18 protein-coding genes are annotated in these 17,299 nt (G+C 37.8%); 7 read left to right on the forward strand and 11 right to left on the reverse strand.

Translation table 11 applies throughout. The features are described 5' to 3' along the window. Positions 1-96 precede the first annotated feature (96 nt). Entirely contained in the window at positions 97-993 is an 897-nt protein-coding gene (locus tag AC1DDK_RS08065; RefSeq protein WP_172661550.1) for a glycerophosphodiester phosphodiesterase family protein, read from the reverse strand. 97 nt (positions 994-1,090) lie between these two features. Further along, complete coding sequence (locus AC1DDK_RS08070; RefSeq protein ID WP_288882026.1) at positions 1,091-2,665, reverse strand: glycerol-3-phosphate dehydrogenase/oxidase; 1,575 nt, start codon at positions 2,663-2,665, stop codon at positions 1,091-1,093. A 200-nt stretch (positions 2,666-2,865) separates the two neighbouring features. Between AC1DDK_RS08070 and AC1DDK_RS08075 the strand changes: the two genes are divergently transcribed. Together AC1DDK_RS08075 and AC1DDK_RS08080 are read left to right on the forward strand one after the other, a co-directional pair. After that, positions 2,866-3,630 carry a DeoR/GlpR family DNA-binding transcription regulator gene (locus AC1DDK_RS08075; RefSeq protein ID WP_172661552.1) on the forward strand — a complete coding sequence of 255 codons (765 nt, stop codon included), beginning with the start codon at positions 2,866-2,868 and terminating at the stop codon, positions 3,628-3,630. Between the two features lie 67 nt (positions 3,631-3,697). Next, positions 3,698-4,339: a DUF47 domain-containing protein gene (locus AC1DDK_RS08080; RefSeq protein ID WP_172661553.1), complete on the forward strand. Its 642-nt coding sequence runs from the start codon at positions 3,698-3,700 to the stop codon at positions 4,337-4,339. 11 nt (positions 4,340-4,350) lie between these two features. Here the strand turns inward: AC1DDK_RS08080 and AC1DDK_RS08085 are convergent, their stop codons facing one another. Both AC1DDK_RS08085 and AC1DDK_RS08090 read right to left on the reverse strand, forming a co-directional pair. Beyond that, entirely contained in the window at positions 4,351-5,796 is a 1,446-nt protein-coding gene (locus tag AC1DDK_RS08085; protein WP_172661554.1) for a M28 family peptidase, read from the reverse strand. Between the two features lie 49 nt (positions 5,797-5,845). Further along, entirely contained in the window at positions 5,846-6,817 is a 972-nt protein-coding gene (locus AC1DDK_RS08090) for a polyprenyl synthetase family protein (RefSeq protein WP_337717228.1), read from the reverse strand. 71 nt (positions 6,818-6,888) lie between these two features. Between AC1DDK_RS08090 and AC1DDK_RS08095 the strand changes: the two genes are divergently transcribed. Further along, positions 6,889-7,884: an alpha/beta hydrolase gene (locus AC1DDK_RS08095; RefSeq protein ID WP_288882024.1), complete on the forward strand. Its 996-nt coding sequence runs from the start codon at positions 6,889-6,891 to the stop codon at positions 7,882-7,884. A gap of 4 nt (positions 7,885-7,888) precedes the next feature. Here the strand turns inward: AC1DDK_RS08095 and AC1DDK_RS08100 are convergent, their stop codons facing one another. The 5 genes from AC1DDK_RS08100 to AC1DDK_RS08120 form a co-directional block, all read right to left on the reverse strand. After that, positions 7,889-9,304 carry an MBL fold metallo-hydrolase gene (locus AC1DDK_RS08100; RefSeq protein WP_172661557.1) on the reverse strand — a complete coding sequence of 472 codons (1,416 nt, stop codon included), beginning with the start codon at positions 9,302-9,304 and terminating at the stop codon, positions 7,889-7,891. Between the two features lie 54 nt (positions 9,305-9,358). Beyond that, the gene (locus AC1DDK_RS08105) at positions 9,359-10,375 is read right to left on the reverse strand and encodes an asparaginase (protein ID WP_172661558.1); all 1,017 of its coding nucleotides are present in this window, start codon (positions 10,373-10,375) and stop codon (positions 9,359-9,361) included. 2 nt (positions 10,376-10,377) lie between these two features. Beyond that, complete coding sequence (locus AC1DDK_RS08110; protein ID WP_172661559.1) at positions 10,378-11,145, reverse strand: TatD family hydrolase; 768 nt, start codon at positions 11,143-11,145, stop codon at positions 10,378-10,380. Positions 11,146-11,251: 106 nt separating this feature from the next. Beyond that, entirely contained in the window at positions 11,252-12,253 is a 1,002-nt protein-coding gene (locus AC1DDK_RS08115; RefSeq protein ID WP_172661560.1) for an FKBP-type peptidyl-prolyl cis-trans isomerase, read from the reverse strand. Between the two features lie 33 nt (positions 12,254-12,286). Next, positions 12,287-13,297: a DHH family phosphoesterase gene (locus AC1DDK_RS08120; RefSeq protein ID WP_172661561.1), complete on the reverse strand. Its 1,011-nt coding sequence runs from the start codon at positions 13,295-13,297 to the stop codon at positions 12,287-12,289. Positions 13,298-13,495: 198 nt separating this feature from the next. On the opposite strand from AC1DDK_RS08120, the gene AC1DDK_RS08125 reads away from it, so the two are divergent. The 3 genes from AC1DDK_RS08125 (at position 13,496) to AC1DDK_RS08135 (ending at position 14,968) form a co-directional block, all read left to right on the forward strand. Continuing rightward, positions 13,496-13,915 (forward strand): nucleoside-diphosphate kinase, encoded by a 420-nt coding sequence (locus AC1DDK_RS08125; RefSeq protein WP_048907485.1) that lies wholly within the window; start codon positions 13,496-13,498, stop codon positions 13,913-13,915. A gap of 91 nt (positions 13,916-14,006) precedes the next feature. Next, positions 14,007-14,747, forward strand: coding sequence for an FKBP-type peptidyl-prolyl cis-trans isomerase (locus AC1DDK_RS08130; RefSeq protein ID WP_288882016.1), 741 nt, complete (start codon positions 14,007-14,009; stop codon positions 14,745-14,747). 53 nt (positions 14,748-14,800) lie between these two features. After that, positions 14,801-14,968, forward strand: a complete 168-nt coding sequence (locus AC1DDK_RS08135; RefSeq protein WP_172661564.1) for a hypothetical protein — start codon at positions 14,801-14,803, stop codon at positions 14,966-14,968. Between the two features lie 14 nt (positions 14,969-14,982). Here AC1DDK_RS08135 and AC1DDK_RS08140 read toward each other — a convergent pair whose 3' ends face one another. Together AC1DDK_RS08140 and recF are read right to left on the reverse strand one after the other, a co-directional pair. Further along, positions 14,983-15,273: a DciA family protein gene (locus AC1DDK_RS08140; protein WP_068891393.1), complete on the reverse strand. Its 291-nt coding sequence runs from the start codon at positions 15,271-15,273 to the stop codon at positions 14,983-14,985. Further along, the gene (gene recF, locus AC1DDK_RS08145; RefSeq protein WP_172661876.1) at positions 15,266-16,369 is read right to left on the reverse strand and encodes a DNA replication/repair protein RecF; all 1,104 of its coding nucleotides are present in this window, start codon (positions 16,367-16,369) and stop codon (positions 15,266-15,268) included. The genes AC1DDK_RS08140 and recF overlap by 8 nt, the downstream gene beginning before the upstream one ends. A 226-nt stretch (positions 16,370-16,595) precedes the next feature. Between recF and AC1DDK_RS08150 the strand changes: the two genes are divergently transcribed. Beyond that, positions 16,596-17,264: a tetratricopeptide repeat protein gene (locus tag AC1DDK_RS08150; protein WP_337717230.1), complete on the forward strand. Its 669-nt coding sequence runs from the start codon at positions 16,596-16,598 to the stop codon at positions 17,262-17,264. The last annotated feature ends 35 nt before the right edge of the window (positions 17,265-17,299 follow it).

A 17,299-nucleotide genomic window follows, 5' to 3' on the forward strand; every position in this document is an offset into this window, starting at 1 on the left:
TTTTGCAAACAAAATTAAAGATGTAATGTTAGCCTAATGTTAAATAATCACTACTCACAGTGCCATCCAAATAGGGAATTTATTTTGAATGTGCTACTAAAGCAAATTTGGATAGTCAGAAATGATCCCATCAACATTTAAAAGTTTTAGTTTGGCAATATCCTCTTTAGTGTTAGCAGTCCAGGGAATCACCTTGATATTTGCAGCATGACATTTCTGTACAAGATCTTTATCAACTAATCTATATTCAGGGCTTAGGATAAATGGATTAAATCCAAGTTCTGCAATATTTTCCTCAAAAGTTTTCTTATTTGCTATCAGGTAAGAGGTTTTTATCTTTGGATATTTTTGATGCAAAATCTGCAGAGTTCTCTTATCAAAAGATTGAATAACTACATAGCTAGATATTCCCTTATTCTCTATCACGTCCATTAATAACTTTACAAATTTCTCGGGTTCAGGGTTTGAGATGTTATCACCCGCAGGACTGCATTTGGTTTCAATGTTATAGAACATTTGTTTTTTCCCCTTTGAATACTGTTGAACAGAATCAACCAAATCTGCTAACCGAGGGATATAAGATTTGATCTTTTTTTGTTCAGGGAAACCTGTATGCGGCTTGGTCCCCAAATCAAATACTTTAATCAAATCATAATCCATTTGATATACAACATACTTTTTCGAATCTGCCGAAGGTATTTCCTTACCTTCAGGAGTTAGCATAAACCCTGGGCTTAAATAATCGTCGTGAGTTACCACAACTTCACCATCTTTAGTTATATGCGTATCCATTTCTAAGGTTGTAACCCCAATATCTATAGCATTATGCATTGCAATAATTGTATTCTCAGGCATTAAGCCTCTGCCACCTCTATGTGCTTCAGTGCTAAATGCGGGAAATTCAGAAATTTTGTCAGAGCTGTTATTTTTGATGGTTTTACATCCAAGCAAGCACAGTAATGCTAAAGAGCTCATACAAATTATATTCTTCATTTTATCTATTTTAAAATGTTAAGGACCTCAGCAAATTTATTAATAAAGCAATTAAGCCTCTGTTAAGTATTCATTAAGCCAGAGCCCACTTTACATATTAAGATTCAATCTCACTCAATAAATATTGTTTCACCAGATTTTTGAACTCTAGGATCTGAGTTTCCACCCATTGCGTATCTCTTCCTAATTCTTTAGCCATCAAGCTGGCCACCTCTGGGGCAAGCAGTAACGCGCCTTTTGCATCAAGAAACAACAGCCGCATTCTACGAGAAAGTACATCCTCTATAGAGCGTGCCATTTCATTCCTCACCATCCAGATCACTTCTGCTTTTACGTAATCGTATCCCTTATATACAGGAACATTTAATTCTGGTTCATCTACCATCAGCGTCCTTATCCCTTCCGCATCTGCGCCATAAATCCCTAAAGCACCTTCATCAATTCCCGGAAGATAACCGTGAATCTTAACGCCTTCAGTAATACATTTGGCCGCCGGCAGCTTACCAAGCTCAATAGCCTTATTTACCACATCCATAGCCATTCTCCGATAAGTAGTCCATTTACCCCCGGTTATGGTAACGAGCCCCGATTTACTGATTATAAGCTTATGGCTTCTGGATATTTCCTTTGTACTATTGGTGTTTTTGCCTGGAGCGGCTAAAGGACGTAATCCGGCAAATGCAGCCAGCACATCAGACCGAGATGGTACCTTTTTCAGATATTTACCTGCCGTACTTAATATAAAATCAATTTCCTCGTCCAGTGGTTTAGGCTCCAAACTGTGCTCATCCAATGGCGTGTCTGTAGTACCTACAAGCACTTTCCCATGCCATGGAACAGCAAACAACACACGTCCGTCTGATGTCTTTGGAATCATTAAGGCGCTACTGCCTTGCAGAAACGACTTGTCGAGCACCACATGAGCACCCTGACTTGGTCGCACTATTGGATTACCAGAAGGCACATCCATCTTTAAAATCTCATCAACAAACACACCGGTAGCATTCACCACCACCTTAGCTTTTAACGAATAAGATTTCCTGCTTTCAAGATCAGTGAACGAAACGCCATTAACCAATTCCCCTTCCTTCACCAAACCAGTTACCTTCATGTAGTTAAGGAGAACACCTCCATACTCCGCAGTAGTCTGAGCCAAATTTAAAGCTAACCTTGCATCATCAAACTGACCGTCACTGTAACCAATACCTCCAATTAACCCATCCCGTTTTAAACCAGGAATTGCCTGCAAAACCTTATCAACAGATAGAAATGATGATTTTTTAAACCCACTTTTACCAGCAAGCAAGTCATAAAATTTTAATCCAACTAAATATTTGTATTTAGAAATCCATGAATAACATGGTATAATAAAATCCTGATCTTTCACCAAATGAGCAGCATTCTTTAAAAGCAGGCCGCGTTCATGCAGGGCCTCGTAAACTAAGGCAATATCACCTTGAGCCAAGTACCTCACACCGCCGTGGACTAACTTCGTGCTTCTGCTTGATGTTCCCTTTGCAAAATCAGACTGTTCCAAAAGCAAAGTACTGTATCCTCTGGAGGCTGCATCCAGAGCAGTTCCCAATCCCGTTGCGCCCCCACCTATAATGATAACATCCCAATCGCTTTTCCTATCAATGCGTTCAATAAATGCTGCTCTATTAAAAATCATTTCGTTTATTTTCTATTTAAGCCGCTATTATTTCATAAACTTTCGTTTAAACACACAATAACAACAAAACGAAACTAAACATAATTATTTTATAATGAAAACAAAATAATTAAAAAATTCAGACAACTATTTCTATTGCTTAGCTAACTTTACAGTTGAAAAATATCATTATATTAATAGCTCTTTATATTTTAGCTCTAATGATTAACATTGCAGAAAGACACCAATATATTTTAAATAAGATTCAAATAAACGGATCCCTCGATGTTCAAAGCTTATGCAAAGAACTCGATGTTTCGTCTGTTACAATACGGAAGGATCTGAAACTACTTGAAGATAAAAGTCTTCTTTTTAGAACCCATGGAGGGGCAACCTTAAACAATCCGTATACAGTAGATAAACCTGTAAATGAAAAAGAGCATCTTCAATCTGCAGAAAAAATCAGAATCGGAACACGCGCTGCCGAACTCATAGAAGATAACGATTCTATCATTATAGCATCTGGCACTACTGTCCTTGCACTAGCCAGATGCATTAAACCAAAAGGTTCATTAACGGTAATTACCTCAGCATTAAATGTTGCCCTTGAGCTTGTTCATCATTCAAACATAGAAGTAATTCAGCTGGGTGGATTACTAAGAAAAAGCTCATCATCCGTTACAGGCCCTTATTCTGATAATGTATTAGGAAATGTATTTTGCAGCAAATTGTTTTTAGGTGTTGATGGAATAGACCTGGAGTTTGGCCTAACTACAACAAACGCTTTTGAAGCTCACTTAAACCGACAAATGATAGATTCATCTCAAAAAATAATTGTCCTTGCCGATTCAACCAAATTTGGCAAACGTGGCTTCGGCAGAATATGCGGCATCGAAGAAGTAGATCATATCATTACTGACAGCGGTGTGTCCGAGCACACCATAAAATCAATTGAGAGTATGGGAATTAAAATATCAATAATTTAAAACACCTAATTTAAAGTTCACAATAGGTTAATATAGCTGATGTACATTTACTATATACATCATCCATATGAACAGCGTTTTCAAATTCTTTATCCCGCCCGACAAAAAATTCCAGCCCTTATTTGAGCAATCAGGCAAAAATCTGATCAGTATTTCCGAAACACTTTTACTCGCCCTTAGCACCAATGATCTTGATCAGCGGAATAAGCACATCAAAAAAATTGAACAGCTGGAGCGTAACGGAAATAAAATAAGGCATGCCGTTTTTCTAGGTTTAAGCAAAAGCATGATCACCCCATTCAGTAGGGAAGATATTCATACCCTGATTAGTGCGCTTTATGATATTGCAGACCATATCCGGGCCGCAGCCATTAGCATAGAAATGTTCAATATTCTTCAGCTCGATAAAACAATGATCAAGCTCGCCAACCTGCTCACAGAAATGTGCAGAGACCTCGATAGCGCCCTTAAAGAGCTAAGGAACTTCAAGAATAAAACCATTATATCAGATGTTTGTTTGAGGATATACAAAGGTGAAAGTAAAGCAGATCAGCTATGCAACCTTGCAGTCGCAGGCCTCTTTAAAACCGAATCCAACCCAATAGAGCTCATCAAGCAGAAAGAGCTATTGCAGACATTAGAAATGGCGACGGATAAGTGTGATGACGCCGCCAACGCCCTTGAAGCTATTCTCGTAAAAAACTCTTAACTGCTATCTTACTACCATCTCCATTCACCGGCAATCTTTAGTGGAACTTCCAGATTATTCTGTTTCAAGAACCCTTTTAGTTCATCGTCAGTTTGTTTTTTAACGGGTAATGCAGGAGTATTTGCAAGACCATACACCAGCATAGCACTAAAACGTACCGTATTTTTCAATTGCTGCTCATCAACTAACTTAAAAACGTCTCCATCCGAATGATAGAAAGGCCCCGAATTATTAGGTAACTCGCCTCCTGTTCCTCCACCAATAGGAATCCCCTGTAGCATAAAAGGCTGATGATCACTATGTAACCATGCTCCAGAATAAAATAAGTTTTTAAATCCTGTATCAATCTTAGTAATCTGGCTGCCCCACGAAGAAAATAGATCCTTCATCTCAACTCTGCTGGTGGCAAATCCTTTCGGATTATTGGTCATGTCGTAATTCAACATAAATTTTACCTGATCAAGCGTATTTAAATGCCTTGCAGCTTCAACGTAGGCTTTTGAGCCCAGCAACCCTTGTTCCTCTCCCATAAACAGCACGAACTCAATTGTTCTTTTATTTTCTAGCTTTAGTGCTTTGTACGTTCTGGCCATGTCTATCACCGCGAAAGAACCTATACCATTGTCAATTGCGCCTGTAGCCAAATCCCAACTATCAAGGTGACCGCCAACAACAATTTTCTCTCCCAATGTATCTGTACCTTTTAAAGTAGCTATTACATTTCTGGCTTTAATTATACCAGAGAAATTGGTCATATCTATGCTTGCAAACTGTTTCTGGTTTTTTAGTTTTTCCTTAATACGCATCCCATTTTCAAAACCAATGCAAACAGCAGGTATCGGAATTAATTTTCCCGTTACAGAGGCTGTACCGGTAAGCAATACACCCCCTTTTACGCCATTAATAATGATAATTCCAGCAGCGCCGTACTTTGTAGCAATAGCCGTTTTTTCTGAACGATGAAGCGATGGAGTACCTTCGGGAGACCCAGGAAGCACACCTAAAAATACCAATGCTATTTTCCCCTTCACTTTGCCCGAGTCCTGTTTATAATCTTCTTCAAGACCGTTGCCTAAATCAACCAGCTCCGCCTTTACATTTGCTTTTACAGGGGAATGAGCAAGGGTTACCGATGTTATTGTAATTAGGCTGTCTGCCGAATCACCAACTTTAGTTTCATTGGTTAAGCGGCTCCAGCTTTCTACTTCAAACCCTTGGAATTTTACATCATAGCCATAAGATTTCAACAATTTATAGGCGTACTCTTCGGCCTTCGCGCCGTTAGCAGATCCTGTTAACCTGTGCCCTATTGATTCAGTGGCATTTTTTAAATTTATATACGCTTTAGATCCACTCTGAACTTCTTTATTGATTTTATCGAAAGCGGATCCAAAATCATCCTGCGCCTGAACTTTAATAAAGGCACAAAAAACAAGTAAAAAGAGAGAAATTCTCATAAAGGATATTTATAGTTTATGATAATATCATAACAGAAAAAAACGAAAATTATTTCTTACGCTCGGTAGTGTATCTTACCAGTTGCTCCAATCCGGTCCGTGCCTCGCCAGGCTCAAAGCTGTGCAGAATATCGAAAGCTTCCTGCTGATACTGCATCATTTTCTGATTGGCATAATGTACGCCGTCTTTTGCATTTACAAAATCGATAATCTCCTGAATTTTCACAGGATCATCCTGATGGTTCTTTACAAGACTAACGATTCGTTTCTTTTCAGCTTTTTCAGCCCGGTTTAAAGCGTAGATCAAAGGCAGTGTAACCTTTTTTTCCTTGATGTCTATTCCTAGCGGCTTTCCAACATCATCAGTTCCAAAATCAAAAGTATCGTCCTTAATCTGAAAAGCTATTCCAACCTTCTCACCAAATAGCCTCATCTTTTCTATGGTCTCATCATCAGCACCTGCAGAAGCTGCTCCACAAGCGCAACATGAAGCGATTAAAGATGCCGTCTTCTGTCTGATAACATCAAAATACAACGCCTCACTGATATCCATGCGCCTTACCTTCTCAATCTGCAGCAACTCACCCTCACTCATCTGTTTTACCGCCTCAGATACTATTTGCAGCAATCGGAACTCACCATTATTTACTGATAGCAATAAACCCTTAGCCAGCAAATAATCGCCAACTAATACGGCTATTTTATTTTTCCATAATGCATTAATAGAAAAGAACCCTCTTCTTTCATAAGCATTGTCAACTACATCATCATGAACCAGTGTGGCAGTATGAAGTAACTCTACTAATGCAGCCCCACGATGAGTAGATTCGATAATACCACCACAAAGTTTTGCAGCAAAAAAAACGAACATCGGACGGATCTGCTTACCCTTTCTTTTTACAATATAATGGGTAATACGGTCTAATAATGGAGCATCGCTATGCATCGAGTCTTTGAATTTTTCTTCGAAGACATCAATATCTTTTACTATTGGTAATTTTATCTGATCTATTCCAGGCATTCAGGTAAAAAATGTGTGTGCAAACATAAATTAAATTCCTTTAAAACCGTACTTTTAGTAAAAAGTTTAAGGTGAAAATAACATTAATAGTACTATCCTCTCTGCTAGCCCTGGCAATTGTGGTCTATCTGTTAGGCCCAAAACCTCAGCATCCACTTTATTCAACAAATCTCCCCGCAATTCCCCCAGTTGATAAACTCGAAGATTATGTTAAAAGTATAGAAAGTCGACATAAAATAAAACCAAATAATGAAGCTGAAATTGTTTGGGCTGATAATGCTGTCCATCAGCAAACGGAGTATGCAGTAGTCTATTTACATGGCTACTCGGCTTCAAAAGAAGAAGGAAATCCCGTTCATATAAATCTTGCTAAAAAAATAAAAGCAAATCTTTATCTCTCCCGACTAGCAGATCATGGTGTAGACACCGTTTCGGCAATGGAATACTCAACTGCCGATCGTTTATGGGAAAGCGCCAAACAAGCTCTTGAAATAGGAAAAAGATTAGGTAAAAAAGTGATTCTTGTTGGCACCTCTACTGGTGGTACACTGGCATTAAAGCTTGCAGCCACTTATCCGGATATTTATAGCGTTATTCTAATTTCGCCTAATGTGGCAATTAACGATAAGCTTGCTTTTCTTGCCAATAACCCATGGGGATTAGAAATGTCGAGATTGGTAATTGGCGGGAAAGAAAAAATAGTAGAAGGCAAGTCTGAAGAATATAAAAAGTACTGGTATACCCAGTATCGTCTGGAATCTGTGGTACAACTGGAAGAGCTGGTTGAAACAAGCATGACCGAAGAAACTTTTAACAAGATTAAACAACCACTATTACTTTTATACTACTATAAAAATGAGCAGGAACAGGATCCTGTCGTAAAGGTCGATGCGATGTTAAAAATGTATGATGAATTAGGAACACCAGCCAGCTTAAAAGCCAAGGTAGCCATCCCTAACGGAGGAAGTCATGTTCTTGGCTCTCATATTACTTCCAAAGATATTGAAAGTGTACAGAGGGCTATTGACAACTTCATTACAAATACTTTAAAGATCAAAACAAACTAAAATCTCAGTCTTTCATGGCTTTAGATGGGCAGGCAAAATCTGTCCGCTTCAACCCGGTAGATTTGATGGCTCCATATCCTCCTGCAATATCCACAACATGATCAACCCCTCTCGCTTTTAGTATAGATGCCGCTATCATAGAACGGTAGCCACCGGCGCAATGAATATAATAGGTTTGCTTAGTATCAATTTCCTTTGTCCATTCATTAATATAATCCAAAGGACGGGCCAGCGTATTCTCTAAATGCTCTGCTTCATATTCTCCTGGCTTCCTTACATCAAGGGCGTTCACATCAGGATCCGCATTTACGATATCTTCAAACGCTTCAGCAGAAATAGAAGTAATGATGTCTATATCCTTACCACTTGCTTCCCATGCGGCAATGCCGCCTTTCAGGTATCCAATAGTATTATCATAACCTACACGAGATAAACGGGTAATCGCTTCTTCTTCTTTTCCATCCTCAACAATTAACAATAAAGCTTGCTTCAGATCTGTAATTAAGGCACCTACCCACGGAGCAAATTGCCCGTTAAGACCAATATTTACCGACGAAGGAATAAACCCCTTAGCAAAAACCTGTGGATCCCTCGTATCTAGAATCACAGCTCCCGCATGATTAACCATCGCTTCAAACTCATCTGGGTTTAAGGGATTAAAACCCTTTTCATAAACATCATCAAAGCTCTCGTAACCATGTTTATTCATCTCAGCATTCTTGGCAAAGTACTGGGGTGGTGGTAAAATACCATCGGTCACTTCTTTTATAAACTGCTCTTTTGTTGCCGCCTTAAGTGCATAGTTTACTTCCTTTTGATGCCCCAGAGTATCAAAAGTTTCCTTACTCATGTTTTTCCCACAGGCAGAACCAGCGCCGTGTGCAGGGTATACCAGCACATCATCTGGTAAGGTTAATATTTTATTATGCAATGAATCATATAGCGTAGCCGCCATGTCCTCAACAGTTAAAGAACCTTGCTGAGCCAGATCTGGCCTGCCTACATCACCAATAAACAAGGTATCACCTGTAAAAATGCAATAAGACTTACCTTCTTTATCGGTCAGCAAATAAGTTGTAGACTCCGGCGTATGTCCGGGTGTATGCAAAGCAGTAATCGTCAAATCCCCAACTTTAAATTGCTCTCCATCTTTGGCAATATGGGATTTAAAAGATGTTTTAGCAGTTGGCCCGTATACAATATCAGCACCAGATTTCTCTGCTAAATCTATGTGTCCGGATACAAAATCTGCATGAAAATGTGTTTCAAAAATATACTTAATCTTCGCTCTATCTTTCTCCGCTTTCTTTAAATATGGCTCAACTTCACGCAAAGGATCAATTATAGCAGCCTCGCCATTACTCTCAATATAGTAAGCCGCTTCTGCCAAACAACCCGTATAGATCTGTTCAATATTCATATACAAATTTAAGATTATAATCTTTCAGCATAAAACCTACGTCGCAAATTTACTTTAAACAGTTAATTCCCCTCTTAAAGGCTTTTCTATTAAGCGCACCAGTTCACTTTTTTCCAGACCCTGCCCCATAAGGTACATTAATTTGGTAGTGGTAGCCTCAAACGTCATATCATAACCGCTCACCACTCCCATCTGTTGCAGCTTTTTACTTGTTTGATACATTCCTAGCTCAACTGAGCCACGCTGACATTGAGTAATATCTATGATCACCTTACCCTTATTAATCGCTTTTTGCAGGCATTCAATAAACCAGTCGGCAGTAGTCGTATTTCCCGAGCCAAAAGTTTCTAAAATAATAGCATCTACCGGAGAATCGGTTATTGCTTTAACTGCCTGAGGTGAAATCCCCGGATACAGTTTCAAAACACCAATATTTGGATTAAATTTCAAATTTACTTTTAACGGCTTCTCCGGCTGAGGTAAAATATAGTTCTTAAAAAAAGAAAGTGTTACTCCTGCTTCTGCCAGAATAGGATAATTTGGCGATCGAAAAGCTTCAAATTTTTCAGCGTTGTATTTTATTGACCTGTTTCCTCTGAACAACTGATAATCAAAATAGATACACACTTCAGGGATCATTGCCTTTCCGTTTGTTTTGGTAGCAGCTATTTCCAGTGCAGTAATTAAATTCTCTTTTGCATCGGTCCTGATTTCTCCAATAGGGAGCTGAGAACCTGTAAGCACTACCGGTTTCCCAAGGTTTTCGAGCATAAAACTTAAAGCAGATGCGGTAAAAGCCATTGTATCTGATCCATGCAAAATCACAAAACCATCAAACTCGTCATATTTATCATAAATCAACTGAGCAATATCAGCCCAGATCTCCGGTGTCATGTTAGAGGAATCGAGGATAGGATCAAACGAATACACATCAAGATCATAGTTCAACCGCTTTAGTTCAGGAACATTTTGTTGAATTTGCTTAAAATCAAAAGGAATCAGCGTCCCGGTTTTGGGATCATTAACCATTCCAATTGTACCACCGGTATAAATAATAAGTATTCTGGTCATTACTAAACTTTAAAAATGCTGATGGAATTGGCTGTAGTTACTGAAGCAATCTCTTCTACACTTGTATTATAGATTTCAGCCAGCTTTTCTGCAATATGAATAAGGTAACTACTTTCGTTAGGCTTTCCTCTAAAAGGAACAGGGGCTAAATACGGAGAATCAGTTTCTAACACAATATTAGCAAGCGGGATATCTTTTAACACTTCGTCAAGTCCCGATTTTTTATACGTAACCACACCTCCTATACCTAAGTAAAACCCAAGTTCTATAGCATGTTTAGCCTGTTCCAGGTTCCCTGTAAAACAATGAAAAATCCCTCTTAGCTTTTTGTCCTTCTCTTGCTCCAATACTTCAAAAACCTCATTAAAGGCTTCCCTGCAATGAATAACGATAGGCAAATCAAGATCCTTAGCCCAATTAATCTGTTCTATAAAAGCAATTTTCTGAATCTCTAAAGTTGCTTTATCCCAGTAAAGATCAATCCCTATTTCGCCTATAGCATAAATCTCTCTATCCACAATACTTTGGCAAATTTCATCCAATACCAGTTCGTAATCCTCCTTCACCTCACAAGGATGCAGGCCTGCCATCGCAAAACAATTTTTAGGGTATTTCTTCACCATGGCATCTATACTTGCAATCGAAGCAATATCAACATTGGGCAGAAACAATCGCTCTATATTATTATCAAAGCAACGCTGCATAAGCAATGCTTGTTTCTCTTCGTCTGTTTCGTAATACAGGTGTGTATGGGTATCTGTTAAAAGCATGAGCAAAGTTAACAAAAAACCACAGTAAGCTGATAATAACAAAAAGGGGGTGTATCATAAAAATGACACACCCCCTTTTAATCTCGCTGTATATACAGCTAAAATATTATTTTTTCACTGGAGCTGCAGGAGTTATTGGAGCAATAGTTGCACCAGCCTGAGCTGTTGGTTTTTTAATATCTACAATCTCAATGTCAAAGCAAAGAGGAGAGAAAGGAGTAATTCCAGCTTGTGGCTGACCGCCTTCTCCGTAACCTAATGCAGAAGGAATAATTACAGTGATTTTTCCACCTTTACCAATTAATTGATAAGCCTCATCAAATCCTGGGATTGCTGCACCGATAGTAAACGGACGTGGAGCATATTTTGCCATAGCATTGTATTTTCCAGCTGCTTTAGCAACAGATTCAACCGAAGTGTCAAAAATATTGTCTTTACCGTCTGCTTTTTTATTAAGCAATTTACCAGTGTAGTTTAACATAATTGTATCACCCGCAACTGGTTTTTGAGCATTACCCGGAGCATTAATTACATACTGTAATCCTGATGCAGTAGTTTGCGTTTTAAGGTTATTGTCAGCAATGAATTTTTTGATTTTACCAGCTTCAGAATCTTTCAATTTAGCTATAGTAGCTTGATAATCTTTTTGGAAAAACTCCTGAGCTTTCTTTTGGAAAGTTGTATCTGCCTCGCCAGCAGCCTTTTTCAATACTTTTTCTATTTTAACAGTAAACACCATATAGGTATCTTTTGCATTTGCTGGTGGTTTTGGCTGACCAGAGTGCTTAGCCATAGTATCAAGGTTTAACTTAAACGTTGCACTATCACCTTCACCAAATAAATAAAGTACATCGTTCATATCGCCATCATAAGCTTTTTTCCCAACAGGAAATACTTGTGGCTGACCTAAATCGAACGTGCTTACAATTGTCGAATCTTTTTCAGTTTTTTGGATAAAGTTGATTTTAACAATATCACCTTCTTTAATTTTTTCGTTTCCTCCAGATTTGTGTATCTGATACATCAAACCTCCCGGTCCTTTTTTGTAGTTGTTACAAGCAGCTAACCCAAGTGTTGCTGCGAAAAGAATTACTATACCTTTCTTCATGTGGTTGTTTATAAATTATTTTTTGGTTTTTATTTATTGTAATAATTGTGTTTTATATTCTATCAATACCGATTTAAATTGCGCTATTGTATCCTCTAAATTCTTATCCGAAAATCCTCCTGCCGCATTCCTGTGTCCACCACCATTAAAATATTTCTTGCAAATTTCATTAGCAGGAAAATCCCCGGTGGAGCGCAAAGATAATTTAACTTTATCAGTTCTTTCAATAATAAATGCGGCAAGCCTGATCCCGTTTATAGATAAGGCATAGTTTACTATCCCCTCTGTATCTCCTGTAGCTATATTATATTCGTTTAATTCTTCTTTAGTAACAGAAATAATTGCGGTATTAAACTCTCGTAGTATCTCTAACTTGTTACTTATACAGTGGCCTAAAAATCTTAACCTGTTTTCAGTAGCATTATCATAAACCAACTGATGGATCTTCCAATGCTCCGCTCCCAGATCTATCAGATCAGCTGCCATGCGGTATACTGCAGATGTTGCTGATGGGAATCTGAAAGAACCAGAATCTGTCATTAAACCGGTATAAAGGCAGGTAGCAATGTCTTTGTTCATCCTTGCTCCATCTCCAAGCTCATCTACAATAAACTCATAAACCAACTGAGCCGCAGCACATGCACTAATACTCCAATGACGATAGTCGTCAAAATCTTCAGGCTCCAGGTGATGATCTATCATTAATTTATAAGCACTTGAAGCTCTAACCAACTCACCAAGTTCATTAATTCTGGTAAGGCTATTAAAATCCAGACAAAAGATCATTGCAGCATCGGCAACTAATTCTGCTGAGTGCTCAGGCTGTTCCGTATAAATGATTACATCAGAGTTATTAGGAAGCCAATGCAAAAAATATGGGTAATCAGTAGGTGTAATCACCTTAACGTGATGCCCCAATTGAATCAAATAAGCATATAAGCCCAAAGAAGAGCCCATTGCATCACCATCAGGTTTATGATGGGTAGTGATCACTATTTTTTGCGGCGTAGCCAGCAACGACTTTATTTCTGAAATGGATAACATAATTTTCGGTCGCAAAGCTAACGAATTAATATTTAATGATTAATTGAACCTATTATATTTCCTCTATAATCCAATTTATTTACAAGATAGAGGTGATATCGAATTGTTTTGTTTTATGCAACGGCAAGTATATATAAATTTCAAACTTTAATATTAACAGTATAAAACGTAATTTTGCAAAAAATTTGAAATAAAAAAATGACAACGAACAGAACTTTTACCATGATCAAGCCTGATGCTGTTGCAAACGGGCATATCGGCGCAATTATTAATGATATAACTACAGCTGGTTTTAAAATCATCGCACTAAAATACACTCAATTAACGCCTGAAACTGCTGGTAAATTTTATGAAGTACATAAAGAACGTCCTTTTTACGCAGATTTAGTAAGCTTTATGTCGTCTGGACCTATCGTTGCTGCTATTTTAGAAAAGGATAATGCAATTGAAGATTTCAGAACACTTATCGGAGCTACCAACCCTGCAGAAGCAGCTGAAGGTACTATCCGCAGAAAATATGCAAAATCTATCGATGCAAATGCTGTTCACGGTTCAGATTCAAATGAAAACGCTGCTATAGAAGGCGATTTCTTCTTTACCGCTGCTGAGCGTTTCTAGTAAGATCTTTTATTATCCTGCATGTTCAAAATTTTATTAACATGCAGGGTAATAATCATAAGTTTGTACCTTTCGGAACAAATTTATTAAAATGAAGAAGATCGCTATCGCACTTTTATTACCACTATGCTCAGTTGCAGCACTTGCTCAGACAAGCAAAAAGCCTACCACCACTACCAAAAAAGCTACCGCTACTAAAAGCGTACAAAAACCAATCGCCAAACCTGCATTTAAAACTACGCTAGACTCGGCAAGTTATTCTTTCGGAATAACAATGGCTAGCAGTATGAAAAAAGACGGTTTAAATGCCCTTAATTACGACTTATTAGTTCAAGGTCTGAAAGACGCCTTTAATGATAAGCCTTTCGCTTTAACAACACAAGGTTCACAATCTGCCATCAACAATCTATTTGCAACCTTAAGTAAAAAGAAGTTCGGACCAGCAATTGCCGAAGGCACAGCATTTCTGGAAAACAACAAAAAACAACCCGGAGTTCAGGTTACAGCAACTGGATTACAATACCAGGTAATTACAAAAGGCACAGGTATTATGCCCAAAGCTACAGACTCAGTTCTTGTACATTATAAAGGTACCCTATTAAACGGAAAACAGTTTGATAGCTCGTACGATAGAGGTGAGCCTATTTCATTCCCGCTTAACAACGTTATTGCCGGATGGACAGAAGGAGTACAATTAATGCCGGCTGGTTCAAAATATAAATTCTTTATACCATACAACCTTGCCTATGGCGAACGTGGGGCTGGTCAGGACATTCCTCCTTACAGCACACTGGTTTTTGAAATTGAGCTTCTTAAGGTAAACGGCAAGTAAATCTAAAACCATTATCATAAGATTTTGTTACATACATTAAAAACATAAAGCTTATGATGACCAAAAGATTTTTCCCACTCGCAATTATTGCATTTCTATCAACCACATTAGCCAGCTGTGAATTAATTCAAGGAATTTTTAAAGCAGGCGTTTGGACCGGAGTAATCGTTGTTGTTCTGGTACTGGCGCTAATCATTTGGTTGATCAGCAGAATATTTTAAGTTAAGTAAAAACACTACAGAAACACAATATCTGTAATCACCTCAGTGCCGGCATGTTCATTTATCTTTTGAATAATGCCGGCTCTAACCATCAGCAATTCATTTTTAACAACCGACGATTCGATTCTCACAAACAATTTCTTGTGTGCAATGTAAATCTGCGTAGTTCGGTTCGCTACAGCTTTACCCATTAATTCTGGCCAAAAAGCAACTACAGAGGTTTCATCAAACCGGCCTTTTAGTCTGTATACATTCAGTAATTTACCAATACCTTCTTTTAAGGTAATATCATTAGGTTTACGCATGATTTACTGATCCGTTATTTACTTCAAATAATGTTACCGGCACGTTTATCTTATTAAACAAAGCCAAAACTCTCTCTCTTCCTGTATCGGTTATAAAAATCTGTCCAAAGTCCTGATGAGAAACCATTTCCATTAATTTATGCATCCTGTTGTCATCAAGTTTATCAAAAATATCGTCTAACAACAGCAAGGGCTTAAACCCTTTATGTTTCTGAAGATAAGCATATTGCGCCAATTTTAATGCAATTAAAAACGATTTTTGTTGCCCTTGCGAACCAAACTTCTTTAAAGGCATTTCTGTAATGGTAAATATCAGATCATCTTTATGAATTCCGGTGGTAGTTCTCTCTAAAATCTTATCCTTTTCTATAGATTGTGCAAGCAACTGTTCAAAAGGAGTATCACTTAACTGGCTCTGGTATTGCAAACTTACCTGCTCATTATCATCTGTTAAAAACTGATAATACTTATCAAACAGTGGAATAAAATCAAGCATAAATTGTTTCCGCTTGGCAAAAATCTTTAGTCCCGACTGAACCAGTTGCTCATTATAAATCTCCAACAAAGTTGGATCATAGCTTCTTGTTATTCCTATCTGCTTAAATAGCGCATTGCGATTCAACAGATGGCGGTTATATAAAATAAGTTCATCTAAATAGTGGGTATCTGTTTGCGAGATCACATTATCCATAAAACGTCTCCGTTCCTCACTCCCATCAGTAATAATATTGGTATCGTAAGGAGAAATCATCACCAAAGGGAACAGCCCAATATGATCAGCTAATTTATCGTACTCTTTTTTATTTCTTTTAAACTGTTTCTTCTGGTTTCGTTTAACACCGCAGGTTATTTTCTCATTCTTCTCTTTCCGGTCAAAATCACCCTGTATTAAAAAAAGATCCTCGGCTGTTTTAATCTGTTGACTGTCAATTGGATTAAAATAACCCTTACAAAGGCATAAATAATGTATTGCATCCAGCAAATTAGTTTTACCGGCGCCATTGTTTCCCACAAACGCATTTACTGTTTTGGAAAAACTAATACTAGCATCTGCGTAGTTCTTAAAATTTAGGAGTGTAATATTCTTTAACCACATATTATCTGAAGCCAAAGTTACCGTTTAGCTTTGTTAAATCGGGTCGATACATGCCTATTTATTTACCCACAAACTTTCCCCATTTTGATGGCAGTTTAACATGCCTCAGCAACATATTGGTTCTAATTAACGCTCAGTTCATTAAACTTTATTTAAATACTCAAAAAAGAGGTTGATACTTTAATGTAAAAATGTATTTTTGCAGTCCTTAATTTTTTTAAATAAAATGTCCACAACAGAAAAAGAAATAAATCAACAGGTAAGAAAGGGTTCTTTTTTACAAGAAAACTCAAAAAGCCTTTTGTTCATTGCAGGTGCTATCATTGTACTAATTGGAATTTACATCTGGTATCAGAATGTTTATTTAAAAAACAGAGCGGAAGAAGCCTCAGCTAAAATGTATAAAGCAGAGCAATTCCTTGGTGTAGACTCATTAGCCAACAAAGCTATAAACGGCGAAGGTGGTTATCCAGGATTTGAAAAAATTGCTGATGAATACGCGAACACTAAATCGGCCAACCTTGCTAACCTTTATTTAGGCGGCATCTATTTACGTAAAGGTGAATACAAAAAAGCAATTGAATCTTTAGGTAAATACTCTGATACAGGAAGCCCTGTTGCAGATCCTTTAGCATTAGGTTTATTAGGTGACGCTTACAGCGAACTAAAAGACTACAAGCAAGCCATCACTTATTATAAAAAAGCTGCCGATAAAGCAAGCAACAAATTCACCTCTCCATTGTTCCTTAAAAAACTAGGTTTAGTTTATGAAGTTCAAAAAGACTACAAAGGTGCTGCTGATGCTTACAACAAAATTAAAACACAGTATCCTCAAAGTCAGGAAGCTCAAATGATAGACGAATATATTGCTCGTGCAGAAGCACAGGCAAAATAGTTTGCTACAAATATTCTACTAAAAGGCCAGTACAT

This window comes from Pedobacter sp. 05T44, from assembly GCF_056395985.1.